The sequence below is a fragment of the Bradyrhizobium sp. USDA 4541 genome (genome assembly GCF_024171085.1).
GTDB classification, from domain to species: domain Bacteria; phylum Pseudomonadota; class Alphaproteobacteria; order Rhizobiales; family Xanthobacteraceae; genus Bradyrhizobium; species Bradyrhizobium australafricanum.
The window spans coordinates 6,309,160-6,326,877 of the sequence record NZ_JALJZF010000001.1 but is presented as its reverse complement, the minus strand read 5'-3'; the positions used below and the strand labels follow the sequence as shown (position 1 = coordinate 6,326,877).

Here is a 17,718-nt window from a genome sequence, read left to right as displayed (position 1 = left end):
AGCCATGCAGCGTTTCGCGACACTCCTCGTTGCCCTCGTCATCGGGCTCGGCGCATCGACCGGCGCGTCCCGCGCGCAGCAGCGGCCATCGAACAGCGTTCCGCTCGCCTTCGGCATGAGCGCCGACCAGGCCAGCCGGTCGCTCGGCGTTCCCCTGAATTACGTGCGCGGCACGCCGGGCAATGAATTGTTCGTCGCGCTGCCCAATGTCAGGGGCAGCGTGCTGTCGAGGCGCAGCGACGGGCTCTATCTGCAATTCGGCAAGGGACGCCTGATCGCCTGGAAGGGCGACTGGGGCACCCTTCCGCAATGAGGGTTCTGGCCATGATCGCCATGAGAGGATTGATCGCCTGCGCCGCCATCGCGCTCAGCGTAGCCGCGGCATCGGCCCAGCAGCGGCCGTTGCGCTACGGCAGCGCCGGCGGCGCGTATTTCGACGGCAGGGACAACGACCGGGATTTTCGCAGCAACGGCTATTTCCCCGGCAATTTCGCGGCCGATCCCTTCAGCGCGGGGTTCGGTGCGGCCGGCCTGTTCGGCTCGACGCCGTGGCATTCCGCGCGACCCTATCCGTCGCAGGTTGTGTTTGGCGCGCCGTGCCAGGACTGCCGTCCGCACCGCGCACGCCGGCACCGCGGCAGGCACGAGTGAGGCGCTTCGCAAAGGCTTGATGCCTCTAGGCCTTGCGCAAGAGCTCGTCGATGATGCGCAGCTTCATCCAGCCGGCCTTGTCGATGATTTCGTTGCGCAAGGTGTCCTTTTCCATCTCGTATTGTTCGTGCGAGATATCCCGGCCACCGGTCGTGGTGATTCCGTACGTCTCGAGCAGAGCGTTGTGCCGCGCCTTCCACGTGATCACATGCTCGGTCATGACTTGCGTCACGGATGGAAGGAAGCCGGGATGGCCTGCGAGGCCGCATGACGCCGTGGTCTGCGGGTCTTCTGCCAGCATGATCACGTTCCACTCGTCGTAGCCGATCAGCCCCATCTGCGCGTAGAGAAACGCGCCATGCGGTCCATCCCAGATCTTCTGGTCGATGACCAGGAACGGCACCGCGTGGCAGTGGCCGTGCCGCGCCGTCATGTCGCGGTTGAAGGTCTCGGTGCGGTCTTGCAATCGCTTGTTGGCCGCCGCGAACACGGCAAGGCGATTGTCTGCCGTCGGCACGATGCTGGCTTCGTCAGCAGGCGCGAAGCCTGCATCGCGCAGCATCGACCCGATCAGCGGGTGATCCCACTGCTGCTTGTGAAAAGCCGGCGTCGCGCCCTCGGCGCCCGGCGCCGGACGCACGGTCTCCTTGAGCTCGCCCGAGTTTGTCTCTTGGGTCGTCTCTTGCTTCTTTCCAAAAATTGGCCTGCGCCCGAACATCGCGTGCCGCTCCTGCCAAGCAGTCGGCACAAGCATCGCAAGGGACGCCCAGAACTTCCTTAATCGGTCAGGCTTGGCGCGCCGCGATTCATCAACAGCATGACGCAGTCGTTAACACGAACCGGACAAATCAATCGAATTTGCTGAAATTGGCGGCATTAGCTGGCGGCGGCGCTTGTCGATTTGTCGAGCGCCGGGCTGACGCGGGCGAACCGCACCACGAAGCGGGTGCCCTTGTGGCCGGGGTCGCGCTCGACGCTGGCATCGAGCTTGGCTGCCATCGCGCTGACGATCCGCTGGCCCATGCCGGTGCCGCGCGGATCGGCCGTGTCGGAAAAGCCGACCCCGTCGTCGCTGATCGCGAGCTGCAGATCGTCGCCTTGCGGCTTCAGCTCGACATGGATCGGGCCGGCGCCGTCGGGATAGGCGTATTTCACGGCGTTCATCACCAGCTCGTTGACGATGATGCCAATCGCGACTGCGCGGTCGGGATCGATCTCGATCGGGTCGGCCTTCAAGGTCAGCCGCGACATCTTGTTGCCTTCGGCCGATCGCCGGAGATCCTCGAGCAGTGCCTCGAGATACTGGTTGAGCATCACCGTCTTGAAGTCGTGCGAGGTGTAGAGGCGGCGGTGCACCTGTGCGACGGCCGCGACGCGCCCCATCGCGTTGGTGAGCGCGGCCTTCACATCCTGCTGGCTCGCGGAGTTGGCCTGCAGATGCAGCAACGAGGCGATGATCTGCAGCGAATTGCCGACGCGATGGTTGACCTCGCGGAGCAGAACCTCACGCTCCGCGGCGAGCGCGGCATAGCGGTCGCGCGAGGCGTGCACCTCGGCCTCGGCTTCGTCGCGCGCCTTCTGGAGCGCGGCCTGCCGGATCGCGCCGTTCACCGCGACCTGGAGCAGGGGAATGAATTCGCCCCTGACGTCCTTGACCAGATAGTCCGCCGCGCCGGCCTTCAGTGCGGTGACGGCGATCGCCGAATCCTGCGACGCGGTGACGAACACCACCGGCGGAGCGTCCGGTATCTTGAGGATCTGCTCCAGCGTCTCCAACCCGTCGAGGCCGGGCATATACTGATCGAGCGCGACGACGTCGATGCCGCCCTGGGCGAGCCGATCGAGGCCTTCCTGGCCGCTTGCGGCGTGCACGACCTTGTAGCCTGCGCGCGTCAGCCCGCGTTCGACGAGGCGCGCCAGCGCCGCGTCGTCGTCGATGTAGAGCAGTGTCGGCGTTGCGCTGGTCATACGGCAGCCGGCGGCACCTGAATCACGGAAAAGAACAGGCCAAGCTGACGAATGGCGTTGGCGAAGCTTTCGTAGTTCACCGGCTTGGTGATGTAGACGTTGCAACCCAGCTCGTAGCAACGCTTGATCTCCTGGGAGTCGTCGGTCGTGGTCAGCACGACCACCGGCGTCGACTTGAGATATTTGTTCTCCTTGACCCGCCTCAGAATATCGATGCCGGTCATGTCGGGCAGATTGAGATCGAGCAGGATCAGCAGGGCCTGGCCCTTGCGCTCGACGGCGCTGCCATCCTTGCCGAACAGGTAGTTGACCGCCTCTGTACCGTTGGTGAACGGGATGATCTCATTGTTGACACCCGAGCGCCGGATATTCCGCTCAATCAGGCGGGCATGGCCCTCGTCGTCTTCGATCATGATGATGGTGACTGGATCACTCATGTCACTTTGTCCCGGTTCTTGCCTGACCAATTGATAGGCAGCGTGATCGTGAAGGTGCTGCCGTTGTGAAGTTCCGATGCTACCGACATGGTGCCGCCCAGTCTGCGCACAAGTGCGCGGACATGGGCAAGCCCGATGCCCTGACCGGGCTTGTCCTGGGTTCCGGCCCGACGGAACAAATCGAAGATGCGCTGGTGGTCCTTCGGATCGATGCCGCGGCCGTTGTCGGTGACCTCGAAGATCGCGAAGCCGAGCTTGGTGCGGCCCTCGATCGAAATCTCGCCGGGAACGCCGTTCCTGAGGTACTTGAGGGCGTTGTCGATCAGATTGGAGAAGATCTGCTCCAGCGCGAGGCGGTCGCTGACGATATTGGGCAGCGCGCCGACCTCGACGGTCGCGTTGGCCTCGACGGCCTGGTGAGCCATCGTCTTGACGATGCCGTCGATCAGCTCGTGCAGATCGATGCGTTCGGGCTTGAACTCGCGGCGGCCCTCGCGGGTGAGATTGAGGATCGCACTGATCAGGCGATCCATCTTGGCGATCGACGATTTGATGAAGCCGAGCGATTCATTGAAGTCGTCGGATAGCTGCTTGTCGGAGCCTTCGAGCTCTGGCTCGGCCACATCGGTCGCGTCTTCCGGCATCGCCGGCGCCAGCGAGGCGGCGCGATTGAGCGTGGCGATCCGCTTGAAGATGTCGCCGCGCAGTTCCTCGAGCTCGCTGGTGAAGCCCATGATGTTGACGAGCGGCGAGCGCAGATCGTGGCTGACGATATAGGCGAAGCGCTGGATTTCCTCGTTGGCCTCGCGCAGGTCGGAGGTGCGCTCGTCAACGATGGTTTCGAGATTGACGTTGCTGTCGCGCAACCTGGCCTCGGCCTCGTCGCGCGCCCGCGACGATTGCCGCAGCAGCACCACCGAGAGAGCGGCGAGCGCCAGCACCATGCAGGAGCCGGCGATCGTGACGGAGGAGGCCAGCACCTGGGTCTTGTCCGCCGTCGCGGTGCGCAGCACCAGCAGACGATCCTCCTCGGTGCGGATGTCGCGGGCGATCCGGACGATCGCCTCGACCGCATCGGTCGATGTGGTCTTGCGCAGGACGTCGATGCTGGTCGCCGTGTCGTTGTTCTTGACGCGCTCGATGCTGAGCGCGAACTCGGCCAGCCGTTGCTCGACGGCGGCCTTGAGCTTCGCGGCATTGGCAACCTGCGCCGGATTATCCACGGTCATCATCTGGAGATGGTTGAGCGCGGCCGGGACTCCCGCTGCCGCGGACTGGTACTCGGACAGGTATTGTGGTGCTGATGTCAGCAGATATGCCCTGGTCGCGCTTTCGGCGCGCCTGATGTCGAGCAGCAGGTTGGCAATCTGGCTGTCGGTCTCGACGGTGTGAATCACCCAGGCGTTGTCCTCGCGCGCCTTGTTGACCAGCAGGACGGACGCCACGCTGACCGCGACCAGCACGAAAAATCCCGCCGACAGCAGGAGGATCTGTAACGTCGACCGGCGTCGTGAAACGACCGTCACGACGATCTCGCTATGGGAGTGGGATTCAACGCGTCCCCGTGGAAAGCCAATAATCCTATAGTACGTCTGAGGAAGGGCTGGGTTCCACGGAGTTCCGAACTATTTTGCGGCGTCGGACGGCTGACCGGCGAGGTACTGCTCCAGCCAGTGAATGTGGTAGTCGCCCTCGATGATGTCGGGCTCGCGCACCAGCGCGCGGAACAGCGGCAGCGTCGTCTCGATCCCGTCGACCACCATCTCGTCCAGCGCCCGGCGCAGCCGCATCAGGCACTCGCCGCGGGTCTTGCCGTGCACGATCAGCTTGCCGACCAGCGAGTCGTAATAGGGCGGGATCACATAGCCCTGATATACGGCGGAATCGATCCGCACGCCGAGGCCGCCGGGCGGATGGAATTGCGTGATGCGTCCGGGCGAGGGACGGAAGGTCTGCGGGTTCTCCGCATTGATGCGACACTCGATGGCGTGGCCGATGATCGCGATGTCGTCCTGCTTGGCCGGAAGGTCGCCGCCGGCGGCGATCCGGATCTGCTCCAGCACGAGATCGATATCGGTGATGCTTTCGGTGACGGGATGCTCGACCTGGATGCGCGTGTTCATTTCGATGAAATAGAACTCGCCGTCCTCGTAGAGGAATTCGATGGTGCCGACGCCGAGATATTTCATGTCCCGCATCGCCTTGGCGCAGGTCTCGCCGATCCTGGCGCGCGCCGCCGCCGCGAGCACGGGCGAGGGGCCTTCCTCCCAGACCTTCTGGTGACGGCGTTGCAGCGAGCAGTCGCGCTCGCCGAGATGGATGGCGCCGCCGCGGCCGTCGCCGAGAATCTGGATCTCGATGTGGCGCGGCTTCTGCAGGTATTTCTCCAGGTAGACCGAGGCGTCGCCGAACGCCGACTTGGCCTCGTTGGCCGCGGTCGAGAGCGCGAGCGCGAGGTCAGCCTCGGTATGGGCGACCTTCATGCCGCGGCCGCCGCCGCCGGCCGCCGCCTTGACCAGCACCGGGAATCCGATGTCTCTGCCGATCGCGAGCGCGTCGGCCTCCGAGGTCACCGCGCCGTCCGAGCCGGGCACCACGGGAATGCCGAGGCGCCTGGCGGTCTTCTTGGCTTCGATCTTGTCGCCCATCAGGCGGATGTGCTCGGCCTTCGGTCCGATGAAGCCCAGATTGTGGTCGGCGAGGATCTCGGCGAAGCGCGCGTTCTCAGACAGGAAGCCGTAGCCGGGATGCACGGCGTCGGCGCCGGTGATCTCGCAGGCCGCGAGCAGCGCCGGCACGTTGAGATAGGAATCCTTCGACGGCGGCGGGCCAATGCACACGCTCTCGTCGGCGAGCCGCACATGCATGGCGTCGGCGTCGGCGGTGGAATGCACCGCGACGGTCGAGATGCCGAGCTCCTTGCAGGCGCGCAGCACGCGAAGCGCGATCTCGCCGCGATTGGCTATGAGGATCTTGTCGAACATCGCAGCGCCTGGTGTTGACGGAAGCTATTCAATGATGACGAGCGGCTCGCCGAATTCGACCGGCTGGCCGTCCTCGACGAGAATCTGCGTCACGGTGCCCGCGCGCGGCGACGGGATCTGGTTCATCGTCTTCATCGCCTCGATGATCAGAAGCGTCTGGCCGGCGGAGACCTTGGTGCCGACTTCAATGAACGGCTTGGCGCCCGGCTCGGGCGCCCAATAGGCGGTGCCGACCATCGGCGACGGCACGGCGCCCGGGTGCTTGGCGAGATCGGTCGCAGCCGCAGCCACCGGGACGGCAATGGCGGCCGGTGCGGCAACGCCCGCCACGGAGGCGGCGGGCACCGAGGCCGCGATGCTGATGTTGCGCGCGACGCGGACACGCAGGCCGGCACGCTCGATCTCGATCTCGGTCAGATTGGTTTCCGCAAGCAGCAGCGCGAGTTCGCGAATGAGGGCGCTGTCGTCGCTCTTGGAGTCGTTCTTTTTTGCGGTTGATTTGTCGTCTGGCTGGCGCGCCATGCTCTGTGATCCAAAATCTTTGTCTGGTGACGGGGAACGTCAGGATTGACGATTAAGTCTTTGGCTTGGCGTCGATCTTGACGCCGATCCTGGTGGCGAGGCCGATGATCGCAAGCCGGTAGCCGTCGATGCCGAAGCCGCAAAGTGACGCGAAGGCGGCTTTAGCAGTGAACGAGTGGTGTCGGAAGCTTTCGCGGGCGTGGATGTTGCTGACGTGAACTTCGACCGCGGGGATCTTGACCGCGATCAGCGCGTCATGCAGCGCGATCGAGGTATGAGAGTAGCCACCGGCGTTGATGATGATGCCGACCGCCTTCTTGGCGTGGGCCTCATGGATGAAGTCGATCAGTTCGCCCTCGCGGTTGGACTGCCGGCAGTCGGCGCTCAGCCCGAACTGGCGCGCGGTGTCCGCGCACAGCTTCTCGACATCGGTGAGGGTGGCATGGCCGTAGGTCTCCGGCTCGCGCGTCCCCAACAGATTGAGGTTCGGGCCGTTCAGCACATAGATCGTTCCGGCAGCAGCCATTCCAGAGTTTCCTGCCAAGAGTTCCGGCCAAAGGTTCCGAGAGGGGGTCCGACAAGGGGTGGAGTGGGCCGGGTTATAGGTAACAACCGGCCGAAGGGGAAGTCTTTAGGTGAAATCAGAACGTCTTCAACAACTTCCTCCACCCTGTTAGATGACTGTCCTAACCTGCGGAAAATGCTGATTAACCAAATCTCGCGGAAGCTGCCCTTGGCGGGCGCTCCGGCCCGCCATCCACTGCGTGATGCGGGGTGCGGCCGAAAGCAAGACCCCGCCCCGAAGGGGGCGGGGTCGAGATGAAGGCGAGGGCCCGTTTGGGCGCCCTCGCACCGAGGCCGGTTTAGCCCTCGATGATGTAGACGATCTCATGAGTCTCAGGCTGCACGATCACGTAGCGGCCCTTGACCAGGATGAACTGATAGCCGCGCCACTGCGGGTAGATCGTCACGACCCGCTCCGGCACCGGGTAGAAGTGAACGTCAGCCGGAACGCGGGTGCCGACCGACACGTTAAAGTTGACGTTGGTGGCTTCGGTCACGTGCTCCGACTTGATCGCGGTCGTGATCTGGCTGCGCTTCTCGGCCGGCGGAGCCGCGGTGGCCGACGTTGCCGCGTTACCGGTCGTGGTCTGCGTGCGGCTCGTGTCGTTGGTCTGCGCGCGGTTGGGGTCGGCCGGGCTCTTGGTCTGAGCGTTCTGGTTGGTCGTGGCACCGGCACCGCTCTTGTCGCGGCCCTCGGCGTTCATCTTGCCGCTCTTGTCACGCTCCTCGGCTTTCATGTTGCCGCTCTTGTCGCGACCTTCGGCCTTCATGTCCTTCGAGCCCTCCTTGGAGCCCTTGGTCGCTTCGTTCTCCGAGCTCATGCCCTTCGACTTTTGGGTACTGTCCTGCGCGCCCTTGGTGGCCGTGCCGGACTTGTCGGACTCCGCACCCTTGGTGCTCGACTCACCGGTCGTCGAATGCTCGGAACCCTTCATGCCGCTCTTGTCATGCTGCATGGTGCCCGAGGACGCACCGCCGGACGGTGCAGACTGCTGCGTGGTCGCACCACCACCGGCCCCGGTTTCCTTGTTGGCGCCGCCGGCGCCCTGTGCGTTCGCGAAACCGGTGCCGGCGATCAAAGCCGCCGCCGCGACCGAAATCAGAAAGCGGTTAGACATCGCAATTCCTCCTCGTTTTTCAGCATTGCCCGCGCCGACAACGGGAGAGCATGTGCGATGTTCCTGTTGATTTGCGGTTCCTTGCGGTTTGTTCTTGAGGTGAATGCGCGATGAACGCGCGAGATGAATGCGCGGCTGCTTCAACCGCAGGCCCAGTCGAACTCCGCGCCCGCATGATCGAGCTGGCCGTTGCCGCCGCCGAAATGCTCTTCGATCTCGAGATTAGGTCGCGCTATATTTTCGGCTTCGCGCGACTTGCGTCGTTGGTGACGGCCCTTGGTTGCGACCCGCGCGGAATCGGTTCGGGTGGCGGCAACAAAAAATCCGGCTGCATCGCAGCCGGATCTTGTACGCGATGAGCGCTGTCGGAGCGGCGATCAGCAGGTCGCCTTGCCGCAGCGGGCGATGCCGATCTTTTCCTTGAGGTTGTCGACGCCGACGGCGCCGATCACGACCTGCTTGCCGATCACGTAGCTCGGTGTGCCGTTCATGCCCATGGATTCGGCGAGGCGGAAGTTCTCCTCGATGGTGGCCTTCACCTCGGGGCTCGCCATATCCTTCTCGAGTTTCGCCATGTCGAGACCGACCTCCTTGGCGACCGCCAGCGCGCGCGCCTTGTCGGCGGCGCCGCGGCCGCCGAGCAGCTTCTGGTGGAAATCGAGATACTTCTTGCCGGTCGGATCCTGCATGCGCACGGCGACCGCGACCTGCGCGGCCTCGACCGAGCCTTGGCTCAGCACCGGGAATTCCTTCAGCACGACCTTCAGCTTCGAATCCGCCTTCATCAAATCGAGCATGTCGGACATCGCGCGCTTGCAGTAGCCGCAATTGTAATCGAAGAACTCGACGAAGGTGACGTCGCCGTCCTTGTTGCCGAGCATGACGCCGCGCGGCGAATTGAAGATGGTGTCGGCGTTCTTGGCGACGCTCTGCTCATGCTTCTCGGCTTCGGCGGCGGCCTGCCGCTTGCTCAGCTCGTTCATCGCCTCTTCGAGCACCTCCGGGTGCGCGATCAGATAGTTGCGCACGATGGTCTCGATGTCGCCGCGCTGGGTGTCGGTAAAGCTCTGCGCGGACGCCGGAAGCGGCGCGGCGCAAACGCCGAGCGCGAGCAGGGCAGGGGCAAGAAAACGAAGCGCTGGCATGACAAAATCCTTGTTCGCGGTGGCCCAAAAATACGGCGGAGCCGTGAGCCGGTTTCGGTGATCGTTGTATGGAACTACGGTTTATTTCTAGTTGTTTTTCTGACCCGGCATGGGCTTGGCACTCACAATGTCGTCAGCTTTGACCCAGCCGGGCGTGCCGATCGCGAACCGCGTCTTGGCGCGTGACGCAAGATCGCGGGCGGTCTTGGTGTCGCCGCGGAGATAGGCGGCCTGCGCCGAGGCGAGGTCGGCCTGGGCATAGTCGCCCTTGCGGCCATAGGCCATCGCGAGCTGGGTATAGCCGAGCGGCGCCTCGGGCTCGCGCGCCACCGAGGCACGCAGCATGTTGATCGCCTCGTCGGTGTAGGCCTTGTTGTCCGAGGCGACCAGCGCCTGGCCGAGCAGCATCTCGATCAACGGCGAATTGCTGGAGAGCTGCACTGCGCGGCGCAGCGGCGCGATGGCTTCGGCCGGCCGGCCGCCTTCGAGCAGCGCCTGGCCGCGCAATTCATGGAAATAGGGATTGTTGGGCTGCACCTGGATCAAGCCGTCGATCTGCGCGATCGCCGAGCGCAGATCGCCGTGCAGATAGGTCGTGATCGCGCGTGCATAGCGCGCCGGCAGGCTGGTGTTGGACAGCGGATAGCGGCGGTAGACCGTGTCCTGCCGCTCCATGAAGCCCGAGATCTTGGCGCGCATCATGTCGTGGCGCAGCTGCAGCGCCGGATCGTCCTTCTTGTCCCAATAGGGGCTGGAGCGCGCCAGTTCCTGCAGCGCGGAGACGCGATCGACCGGCATCGGATGCGACTGCAGATAAGGGTCAGCCCCGCGCGAGGCGAACAGGCTCTCGTCGGTGAAGCGCTTGAACGTCTCGTACATGCCCTTGGCGGATTGTCCGGTCGCATTCAGGAACTTGACGCCGGCGCGGTCGGCGTTCTCTTCCTGCTGGCGTTGATAGGACAATAGCGTGCGCTGAATGACCGCTTGCGGCGCCGAGATCGCCGCGGCGCCGGCGCTGGAGAGACCATTGCCGCCGCCGCGGCCGCCCGCACCCGCGGCCAGCGCGCCGACGCCGAGCAGCATCGCGATGATCATCTGGGTCTGGGCTTGCGCCAGCTGCTCGCGCATCTTGGCGAGATGGCCGCCGGCGAGGTGGCCGGTCTCGTGCGCCAGCACGCCGATGATCTGGTTCGGCGTCTCCGATTGCAGCAGCGCGCCGTAATTGACGAAGATGCGCCGGCCGTCGGCGACGAAGGCGTTGAACGAGCCGTCGTTGATGATCACGATCTGGATGTTCTGCTTCTCCAGACCGGCGGCGCGCAGGATCGGCCTTGTGTATTCGCGCAACAGCTGCTCGGACTCGGTGTCGCGCAGCACCGGCGGGCCTTTTTGCTGGGCTCGCGCAGGGACCACGGGGCCGACCGCGAGCGCAACCGCGGTCATGAGCGCGGTGAGATTGAAGGTCCTGGTGCGAAGCGCGAGGCGGAACAGCATGGGCGATCTATCGGCGATGACTGGCCGCGCCGGCGCGAGTCCGGGGGCCGGGCCCGACCGGATTTGGCGCGTGGCGCAGTCTGTTGTTTTTGCAGTTCTTCTTCACGCGAACCGGGTATTCACTTTGCCTGAAAGCGTTATAAGGAGCCACCGAATGCGGCCAGTCTGGGGCGGCAGCCGGTAACGGGAACCCGAATTCGGCAGCGGCCGTGCAATAGCAGAAATCCATGCGTGAAGCGACACCGAGAGACCGTGTAGGCAGCCTGTTGACAGCGTCCGGACGGAGCGATGTTCCGCCGTTCATGGTGATGGACGTGATGGCGGCGGCCGCGCGAATCGAAGCCGCCGGCGGCCATGTCATCCATATGGAGGTGGGGCAGCCTGCCGCAGGCGCGCCGAAGCCGGCGATCGCGGCCGCGCAGGCCGCGCTTGCGGACGGGCGGATCGACTACACCTCGGCACTCGGCATTCCCTCGCTGCGCGCACGCATCGCCCGGCACTACAGCGACACGTATGGTTGCGCGGTAGACGCTGAGCGCATCATCGTCACGACCGGCTCGTCGGGTGGATTCATCCTGGCGTTTCTTGCGATGTTCGAGCCGGGCGACCGGGTCGCCGTGACCGTGCCGGGCTATCCGCCGTACCGGCATATCCTGACCGCGCTGGGCTGCGAGCCGGTGCTGATCGAAACCTCCGGCGACACCCGCCATGCCCTGACCGGCGAGGCGCTGCTCGCCGCCCATCGCAAGGCGCCGCTGAAGGGCGTGCTGGTCGGCAGCCCCGCCAACCCGACCGGCACCATGATGTCGCGCGAGGCGCTGTCGACCCTGATGGCGGCCGCCGACAGCGCAGGCATCCGCTTCATCTCCGACGAGATCTATCACGGGCTCGACTATGCGTTTCCTGCGGTGACGGCCGCAGAGCTGTCGCCGAACGCGCTCGTGATCAACTCGTTCTCGAAGTACTTCTGCATGACCGGCTGGCGTGTCGGCTGGATGGTGGTGCCCGACGTGCTGGTGCGGCCGATCGAGCGGCTGCAGCAGAACCTGTCGATCTCGGTGCCGACCCTGTCGCAGATCGCGGCCGAAGCGGCGTTCGAAGGCCGCGAGGAGATGGAGGCGATCAAGCGCGGCTATCAGGAGAACCGCCGCATCCTGATCGAAGGGCTGCCGAAGGCCGGCCTGACCAAATTCCTTCCCGCTGACGGCGCGTTCTACCTCTATGCCGACGTCTCCGACTTCACCTCCGACAGCTTCGCCTTCGCCAGCGAGATGCTCGAGAAGGCGCATGTCGCGGCGACCCCCGGCGTCGATTTCGATCCGATCCACGGCCGCGCCTTCATCCGTTTTTCCTATGCACGCTCGGCCGCGGAGATGCAGGAAGCAGTTGCACGGATCGCGCATTGGCTTAAATAGCCCGCGAACTCCAGGAGCCTTCAAACTCCAAGAGCCATCAAGAGCCTTCCGGCGTTCGCTTTGCCTTTCGGATCGGTTTCGCAGCGCAGTGCCGTGGTTTCGCCGGCACTGTGGCGGGCGGATCATCGCGGATAAGCGGCAGGGCCCACACAGTTCCATTTGACTTGAACCGCCAAGTTGATCTTGGCTGTTTCCGCCATTTCTGAGGGGGAGTGACACATGGCAACGGCAACCGTTGTCACGGCTGCGCCGGCGAGCGCCGGCAGCAAGCCGTGGTATAAAGTTCTCTATGTCCAGGTCCTGATCGCGATCGTGCTCGGCGCATTGGTCGGCTGGTTGTGGCCGGGCCTTGCCACCAACGAGTGGATCAAGGCGCTCGGTGACGGCTTCATCAAGCTGATCAAGATGGTGATCGCGCCGATCATCTTCTGCACCGTGGTATCGGGCATCGCCCATATACAAGATGCCAAGAAGGTCGGCCGCATCGGTGTCAAGGCGCTGGTGTATTTCGAGGTCGTCTCGACCTTCGCGCTGGTGATCGGATTGCTCGTCGGCAATCTGGTCAGGCCCGGTGCCGGCTTCGGCAATGCGGCGGCGAACGCGCAGGCGGTTGCCGGCTATGCCAAGCAGGCGGAGGCGCAGAAGAGCGTCGACTTCGTGCTGCACATCATTCCGGACACCGTGGTCGGTGCATTCGCGCAGGGCGAGATCCTGCAGGTGCTGCTGTTCTCGGTGCTGTTCGGCTTCGCGATCATGGGCCTCGGCGAGCGCGGCCACACCATCCGCTCGTTCATCGACGACGCCGCGCACGCCGTGTTCGGCGTCATCTCGATCGTGATGCGGGCGGCGCCGATCGGCGCGTTCGGCGCGATGGCCTTCACCATCGGCAAGTTCGGCACCGGCGCGATCCTCAACCTGATGGGGCTGATCGCGACATTCTATCTGACCGCCGCGCTGTTCGTGTTCGTGGTGCTCGGCATCATCGCGCGGATCGCGGGGTTCTCGATCTTCAAGTTCCTGGCCTACATCAAGGACGAGCTATTGATCGTGCTCGGCACCTCGTCCTCCGAGAGCGCGCTGCCGTCATTGATGGAGAAGCTCGAACGGCTCGGCTGCTCGAAATCGGTGGTCGGCCTCGTGGTGCCCACGGGCTATTCGTTCAACCTCGACGGCACCAACATCTACATGACGCTGGCGACCCTGTTCATCGCACAGGCGCTGGGTTTCGATCTCACCTTCAGCCAGCAGATCACCATCCTGATCGTGGCGATGCTGACCTCGAAGGGCGCCTCCGGCATCACCGGCGCCGGCTTCATCACCTTGGCGGCGACGCTTGCGGTGGTCGATCCGCGGCTGGTGCCGGGCATGGCGATCGTGCTCGGCATCGACAAGTTCATGAGCGAGTGCCGCGCGCTGACCAATCTGTGCGGCAACGGCGTGGCTTGCGTGATCGTCGCCTGGTGGGAGGGTGAGCTCGACCGCGACAAGCTCAATGCCAATCTCGCCAAACAGGTCGACCCAACCGACATGGAGACCGCGTTGACGACGGACTAGTTCTCCTTAGTTAGAACCGGTCCAGCCGATACGGCGAGGTGTCCACCGCGGATGCCTCGCCGTTCATCGTTTCGGCCAGCACCCGCGCGGTCGCGGGGCCGAGCGTGAAGCCCTGATGGCCGTGGCCGAAATTCACCCACAGCCCGCGATGCCGCGGCACCGGCCCGAGCACCGGCAGCATGTCGGTTGTGCAGGGGCGGGTGCCGAACCACGGTTCGGGCTCGACGCGGCTGCCGATCTCGATCAGCTCGCGCGCCGCCGCTTCGGCGTAGCCGAGCTGGATCGGCGTCGCCGGTGCGTCGGGACTGGTCAGCTCCGCGCCGGTGGTGATGCGGATGCCCTTGGCCATCGGCGCCATCGCGTAGCCATTTGCAGTGTCGACCAGCGGCAGGTCGAGCGAGCGGCCGCCCTGGTAGTGTATGTGGTAGCCGCGCTTGCGTACCAGCGGGATCCGGTAGCCGAACTTGCGCAGCAATTGCGGTGACCACGGGCCGAGCGTGACCACGACGTGGGCGGCATCGATCCGGCCGCCACTGGTGTCGACCGACCAGCCGGACGTCGTCTGCGTCAGCGTCTGCGCATCGCCGCGCAGCAGCGTGCCGCCGAGACGTTCGAACAGTCCGGCATAGGCGGAAACAAGTCCGCCGGGGTCCGACACGGTCCAGGGCCCAAGCCAGTGAATGGCGCCGGGCAGGTCGTCGCGCAGCAACGGTTCCGCCTTGGCGAGCTCGCGGCCATCAAGCACGCGAAACGTCACGCCGAAGTCGCGCTGGTTCTCCTCGGCGATTGCAATGGCCTGCTCCAGCGCGGCCGGGTCGCGATGCAGCAGGCGATAGCCGGCGCGGCGGATCAGATTGTCGGCATGGGCGTCGCGGATCAGCGTGTCGTGCTCCGCGGTGGCGTAGGCGATCAGGCGCGCCCACGCGATGGTGGCTTCGCGGTGCCGCTCGGGCGTCGAGTTCCACCAATAGCGCAGCAGCGGGCCGGCATGCTGCGGCAGCGACGCCAGGCGGTAGCGCACGTCGTTGGTGCGCCCCATCGCGATCCGGGCGAGGATGGCGGGATCGCGCGGCATCGGGTAGGGCCGAACCGCCTCGCTCTGGATGATGCCGGCATTGCCGTAGCTGGTTTCGCGGCCCGGTTCCTTGCGGTCGACGAGCGTCACCGACCAGCCGCGGCGCTGCAGATGCAGCGCCGTGCTGACACCCACCATGCCGCCGCCAAGAACGATCGCGCTTTGCATTGGGATCCGTCTCCGTCAGGCTCCGTTGCGCCGGCATCTGACGAACGGATTGCCTGTTCAATAAAAACGCCCGGCGTGAGCCGGGCGTTTTGACTTGCAGGTGGTGCTAGTTGCCGCCGCCGAAGCGGCGCGACCACCAGCCCTTGCGGGCCGGAGCCTCGGCCGCAGCGGCCGGTGCCGGCTCTGGAGCAGCCGCGGCCGGCTCAGGGGCAGCTTCCTCCGCCGGGCTTTGAACCAGCGCCGCTGATGCCTCGGGCTGCGGGCTCGATGCGAAGTTGACCTTTTCGCGCACCGTCGAGCGGCGACGCTGGGCGCGGTCGCCTTCGGCAGTGTCCTCGGCGGCAGACGCCGCGGCGGTTTCGGGCTCGGGTGCCGCGACCGGCTCGACAGGCGCGACCTCGGTCGGCTGCCACTCCGGCGGCTCGGCGACCAGTTCGGGCTGCGCCAGCGAGGGAGCCGGCTCCGCATCATGGCTGTCGAAATCGGCGACTGCGTCGGAGGCCTCCGACGTCGCCGCCGGGCTCAACTCATCGGAGATCGATCCGGCGAGACCGTCATCCGGTCCGCCACTGCCGCGCCGGCGGCGGCCGCCACGCCGTCCGCGGCGCCGCGGACGGCGATCGCCATTGCCGGCCTGGTCGTCGCGGGCAGCGCCCTGCTGCTCGTCACCTTCGTCCTCATCGCCTTCGGCATCGGCGGCAGCAACCGCCTCGGTGCCTTCGGGCAGGACATGCATGAGATCGCCGTCCTCGCGCGGCTGCTGGGCGCCTTCACGAGCCTCGCTGCCGCCGCGGCCGCGACGCCGGCGGCGCCGCTTGCGGCGCTGACCGTCGCCTTCGCCCTCCGCGGAGCCCGATTCATCACCGGCCGCCCGCTCGTCGGCGAGACCCTCGGTCTCGTCGGTCTCGATCTCGGCCTCGTATTCGAACAGTTCTTCCTCGTCATCGGCCTCTTCGGCCTGAGCCGGCGCAGCGGCAGCCTGCGCAGCGAGCAGCGCCTTGGCGGCTTCGAGCGTATGCACCTGCTCGCCGCGGTCGATGATGTAGGACTGCTGGCCGTGCACCGTGGCATCCGCGACGATCGACAGCGAAACCCGGAAGGAGTCTTCGAGGTCGCGCAGATGGCCGCGCTTGTGGTTGAGCACGTAGAGCGCGACGTCGGTGCGGGTGCGGACCACCAGATTGTGGGTCGCGCCCTTCATCAGGATTTCCTCGATGCCGCGCAACAGCTGCAGCGCCACCGACGAGACCGAACGGACGTGACCGCTTCCGCCGCATTGCGGGCAGGGCTCCGTCGAGCTTTCGAGCACGCTGGCGCGGATGCGCTGGCGCGACATTTCCAAGAGGCCGAAATGCGAGATGCGGCCGACCTGGATCCGCGCACGGTCCTGGCGCAGGCAGTCGGACAGCTTGCGCTCGACCGCGCGGTTGTTGCGCTTCTCGTCCATGTCGATGAAGTCGATGACGATCAGGCCGGCGAGGTCACGCAGGCGCAATTGGCGCGCGACTTCTTCCGCCGCTTCCAGATTGGTCTTGAGCGCGGTGTCCTCGATATGGTGCTCGCGCGTGGCGCGGCCGGAGTTGACGTCGATCGAGACCAGCGCCTCGGTCTGGTTGATCACGATGTAGCCGCCGGAGCGCAATTGCACGGTCGGCGAGAACATCGCGTCGAGCTGGCTTTCGACGCCCATGCGCGAGAACAGCGGCTGACCGTCGCGATACTGCTTCACCGCGCGCACATTGGCCGGCATCAGCATCTTCATAAAGTCGCGCGCTTCACGGTAGCCGGCTTCGCCGGCCACCTGGATCTCGTCGATCTCCTTGTTGTAGAGGTCGCGGAGCGAGCGCTTGATCAGCGAACCTTCCTCGTAGACCAGCGTCGGCGCCTGCGACTTCAGCGTCAGGTCGCGCACCGTTTCCCACATCCGGATCAGATATTCGAAGTCGCGCTTGATCTCCGGCTTGCTGCGGGAGGCGCCGGCGGTGCGCAGGATGATCCCCATGCCCTCGGGCACGTCGAGATCCTGCACCACTTCCTTCAGCCGCGAACGGTCCTGGGCGGAGGTGATCTTGCGGCTGATGCCGCCGCCGCGCGCGGTGTTGGGCATCAGCACGGCGTAGCGGCCGGCGAGCGACAGGTAGGTGGTCAGCGCGGCGCCCTTGTTGCCGCGCTCTTCCTTGACGACCTGCACCAGCATCACCTGCCGGCGCTTGATCACTTCCTGGATCTTGTACTGGCGGCGCGGACGGAACGGGCGCTCCGGAACCTCCTCGAGCACGTCGTCGCCGCCGACCGACTCGACGACGTCCTCTTCCTCGCCTTCCTCGCCGTCATCCTCTTCGTCATCTTCGCCGGCCTCGTCGCCAGGCCCGGTCTCGGGCGCGACCACCTCGGCGAGCGCGCCATATTCGGCGACCGCGTGCTCATCGGCGTGAAGCTCGTCGGAAGCCACATGCGGCGCGTCGTCGGCATGCGCGGCGTTTTCCTCGATCTGCTCCTCATGGGCGCGCTCGGGCTCATGATTGACCTCGACCGTCTCGACGGTCTCGGGCGCGGCCGACGCGGCGGAGGCTTCGACCACCGCAACGACGGGGTCGGAGGGGGCGTCGGCAACCGCCGCCTC

General features: G+C 65.4%; 17 protein-coding genes. 5 read left to right on the top strand and 12 right to left on the bottom strand.

Annotation, left to right across the window (positions count from 1 at the left end; all coding sequences use genetic code 11):
• Positions 1-4 precede the first annotated feature (4 nt).
• Both J2R80_RS30115 and J2R80_RS30110 read left to right on the top strand, forming a co-directional pair.
• Positions 5-313: a hypothetical protein gene (locus J2R80_RS30115; protein ID WP_253639888.1), complete on the top strand. Its 309-nt coding sequence runs from the start codon at positions 5-7 to the stop codon at positions 311-313.
• Positions 314-324: 11 nt separating this feature from the next.
• A complete protein-coding gene (locus J2R80_RS30110) occupies positions 325-651 on the top strand; it encodes a BA14K family protein (protein WP_253639887.1) in 327 nt (108 codons plus the stop codon).
• A gap of 25 nt (positions 652-676) precedes the next feature.
• On the opposite strand, the gene J2R80_RS30105 is transcribed toward J2R80_RS30110, so the two are convergent.
• The 8 genes from J2R80_RS30105 to J2R80_RS30070 form a co-directional block, all read right to left on the bottom strand.
• Positions 677-1,291 (bottom strand): hypothetical protein, encoded by a 615-nt coding sequence (locus J2R80_RS30105; protein WP_253639886.1) that lies wholly within the window; start codon positions 1,289-1,291, stop codon positions 677-679.
• 236 nt (positions 1,292-1,527) lie between these two features.
• The gene (locus tag J2R80_RS30100) at positions 1,528-2,619 is read right to left on the bottom strand and encodes a sensor histidine kinase (protein ID WP_057019990.1); all 1,092 of its coding nucleotides are present in this window, start codon (positions 2,617-2,619) and stop codon (positions 1,528-1,530) included.
• Entirely contained in the window at positions 2,616-3,056 is a 441-nt protein-coding gene (locus J2R80_RS30095) for a response regulator (RefSeq protein ID WP_057019991.1), read from the bottom strand. The genes J2R80_RS30100 and J2R80_RS30095 overlap by 4 nt, the downstream gene beginning before the upstream one ends.
• Complete coding sequence (locus J2R80_RS30090) at positions 3,053-4,582, bottom strand: CHASE3 domain-containing protein (RefSeq protein ID WP_253639885.1); 1,530 nt, start codon at positions 4,580-4,582, stop codon at positions 3,053-3,055. The genes J2R80_RS30095 and J2R80_RS30090 overlap by 4 nt, the downstream gene beginning before the upstream one ends.
• A gap of 99 nt (positions 4,583-4,681) precedes the next feature.
• Complete coding sequence (gene accC, locus J2R80_RS30085; RefSeq protein WP_168857928.1) at positions 4,682-6,040, bottom strand: acetyl-CoA carboxylase biotin carboxylase subunit; 1,359 nt, start codon at positions 6,038-6,040, stop codon at positions 4,682-4,684.
• Between the two features lie 24 nt (positions 6,041-6,064).
• Positions 6,065-6,562 carry an acetyl-CoA carboxylase biotin carboxyl carrier protein gene (gene accB / locus J2R80_RS30080; RefSeq protein ID WP_057019993.1) on the bottom strand — a complete coding sequence of 166 codons (498 nt, stop codon included), beginning with the start codon at positions 6,560-6,562 and terminating at the stop codon, positions 6,065-6,067.
• Positions 6,563-6,614: 52 nt separating this feature from the next.
• Complete coding sequence (gene aroQ, locus J2R80_RS30075; RefSeq protein WP_253639884.1) at positions 6,615-7,088, bottom strand: type II 3-dehydroquinate dehydratase; 474 nt, start codon at positions 7,086-7,088, stop codon at positions 6,615-6,617.
• 337 nt (positions 7,089-7,425) lie between these two features.
• Positions 7,426-8,244 (bottom strand): DUF1236 domain-containing protein, encoded by an 819-nt coding sequence (locus tag J2R80_RS30070; protein WP_057019995.1) that lies wholly within the window; start codon positions 8,242-8,244, stop codon positions 7,426-7,428.
• 173 nt (positions 8,245-8,417) lie between these two features.
• Between J2R80_RS30070 and J2R80_RS30065 the strand changes: the two genes are divergently transcribed.
• Positions 8,418-8,603 carry a hypothetical protein gene (locus J2R80_RS30065; RefSeq protein ID WP_253639883.1) on the top strand — a complete coding sequence of 62 codons (186 nt, stop codon included), beginning with the start codon at positions 8,418-8,420 and terminating at the stop codon, positions 8,601-8,603.
• A gap of 18 nt (positions 8,604-8,621) precedes the next feature.
• Here the strand turns inward: J2R80_RS30065 and J2R80_RS30060 are convergent, their stop codons facing one another.
• Together J2R80_RS30060 and J2R80_RS30055 are read right to left on the bottom strand one after the other, a co-directional pair.
• Positions 8,622-9,389: a DsbA family protein gene (locus J2R80_RS30060; RefSeq protein ID WP_057019997.1), complete on the bottom strand. Its 768-nt coding sequence runs from the start codon at positions 9,387-9,389 to the stop codon at positions 8,622-8,624.
• A gap of 87 nt (positions 9,390-9,476) precedes the next feature.
• Positions 9,477-10,883: a M48 family metalloprotease gene (locus J2R80_RS30055; RefSeq protein WP_253639882.1), complete on the bottom strand. Its 1,407-nt coding sequence runs from the start codon at positions 10,881-10,883 to the stop codon at positions 9,477-9,479.
• Between the two features lie 227 nt (positions 10,884-11,110).
• Between J2R80_RS30055 and J2R80_RS30050 the strand changes: the two genes are divergently transcribed.
• Together J2R80_RS30050 and J2R80_RS30045 are read left to right on the top strand one after the other, a co-directional pair.
• Complete coding sequence (locus J2R80_RS30050; protein WP_253639881.1) at positions 11,111-12,298, top strand: pyridoxal phosphate-dependent aminotransferase; 1,188 nt, start codon at positions 11,111-11,113, stop codon at positions 12,296-12,298.
• Positions 12,299-12,517: 219 nt separating this feature from the next.
• On the top strand, positions 12,518-13,852 hold the full coding sequence (locus tag J2R80_RS30045) for a dicarboxylate/amino acid:cation symporter (protein WP_057020000.1): 1,335 nt from the start codon (positions 12,518-12,520) through the stop codon (positions 13,850-13,852).
• A 10-nt stretch (positions 13,853-13,862) separates the two neighbouring features.
• Here the strand turns inward: J2R80_RS30045 and J2R80_RS30040 are convergent, their stop codons facing one another.
• Positions 13,863-15,095, bottom strand: coding sequence for an FAD-binding oxidoreductase (locus J2R80_RS30040; RefSeq protein ID WP_168857933.1), 1,233 nt, complete (start codon positions 15,093-15,095; stop codon positions 13,863-13,865).
• Between the two features lie 106 nt (positions 15,096-15,201).
• Positions 15,202-17,676, bottom strand: coding sequence for a ribonuclease E/G (locus tag J2R80_RS30035; protein ID WP_309143811.1), 2,475 nt, complete (start codon positions 17,674-17,676; stop codon positions 15,202-15,204).
• Positions 17,677-17,718 lie beyond the last annotated feature (42 nt).

What these genes read in the sequence shown, in the direction of transcription:
- J2R80_RS30115 (WP_253639888.1), top strand. Translation starts at nt 5, where the DNA reads ATGCAGCGTTTCGCGACACTCCTCGTTGCCCTCGTCATCGGGCTCGGC.
- J2R80_RS30110 (WP_253639887.1), top strand. Translation starts at nt 325, where the DNA reads ATGATCGCCATGAGAGGATTGATCGCCTGCGCCGCCATCGCGCTCAGC.
- J2R80_RS30100 (WP_057019990.1), bottom strand. Translation starts at nt 2,619, where the DNA reads ATGACCAGCGCAACGCCGACACTGCTCTACATCGACGACGACGCGGCG.
- J2R80_RS30095 (WP_057019991.1), bottom strand. Translation starts at nt 3,056, where the DNA reads ATGAGTGATCCAGTCACCATCATCATGATCGAAGACGACGAGGGCCAT.
- accC (WP_168857928.1), bottom strand. Translation starts at nt 6,040, where the DNA reads ATGTTCGACAAGATCCTCATAGCCAATCGCGGCGAGATCGCGCTTCGC.
- accB (WP_057019993.1), bottom strand. Translation starts at nt 6,562, where the DNA reads ATGGCGCGCCAGCCAGACGACAAATCAACCGCAAAAAAGAACGACTCC.
- aroQ (WP_253639884.1), bottom strand. Translation starts at nt 7,088, where the DNA reads ATGGCTGCTGCCGGAACGATCTATGTGCTGAACGGCCCGAACCTCAAT.
- J2R80_RS30070 (WP_057019995.1), bottom strand. Translation starts at nt 8,244, where the DNA reads ATGTCTAACCGCTTTCTGATTTCGGTCGCGGCGGCGGCTTTGATCGCC.
- J2R80_RS30065 (WP_253639883.1), top strand. Translation starts at nt 8,418, where the DNA reads ATGATCGAGCTGGCCGTTGCCGCCGCCGAAATGCTCTTCGATCTCGAG.
- J2R80_RS30060 (WP_057019997.1), bottom strand. Translation starts at nt 9,389, where the DNA reads ATGCCAGCGCTTCGTTTTCTTGCCCCTGCCCTGCTCGCGCTCGGCGTT.
- J2R80_RS30055 (WP_253639882.1), bottom strand. Translation starts at nt 10,883, where the DNA reads ATGCTGTTCCGCCTCGCGCTTCGCACCAGGACCTTCAATCTCACCGCG.
- J2R80_RS30050 (WP_253639881.1), top strand. Translation starts at nt 11,111, where the DNA reads ATGCGTGAAGCGACACCGAGAGACCGTGTAGGCAGCCTGTTGACAGCG.
- J2R80_RS30045 (WP_057020000.1), top strand. Translation starts at nt 12,518, where the DNA reads ATGGCAACGGCAACCGTTGTCACGGCTGCGCCGGCGAGCGCCGGCAGC.
- J2R80_RS30040 (WP_168857933.1), bottom strand. Translation starts at nt 15,095, where the DNA reads ATGCAAAGCGCGATCGTTCTTGGCGGCGGCATGGTGGGTGTCAGCACG.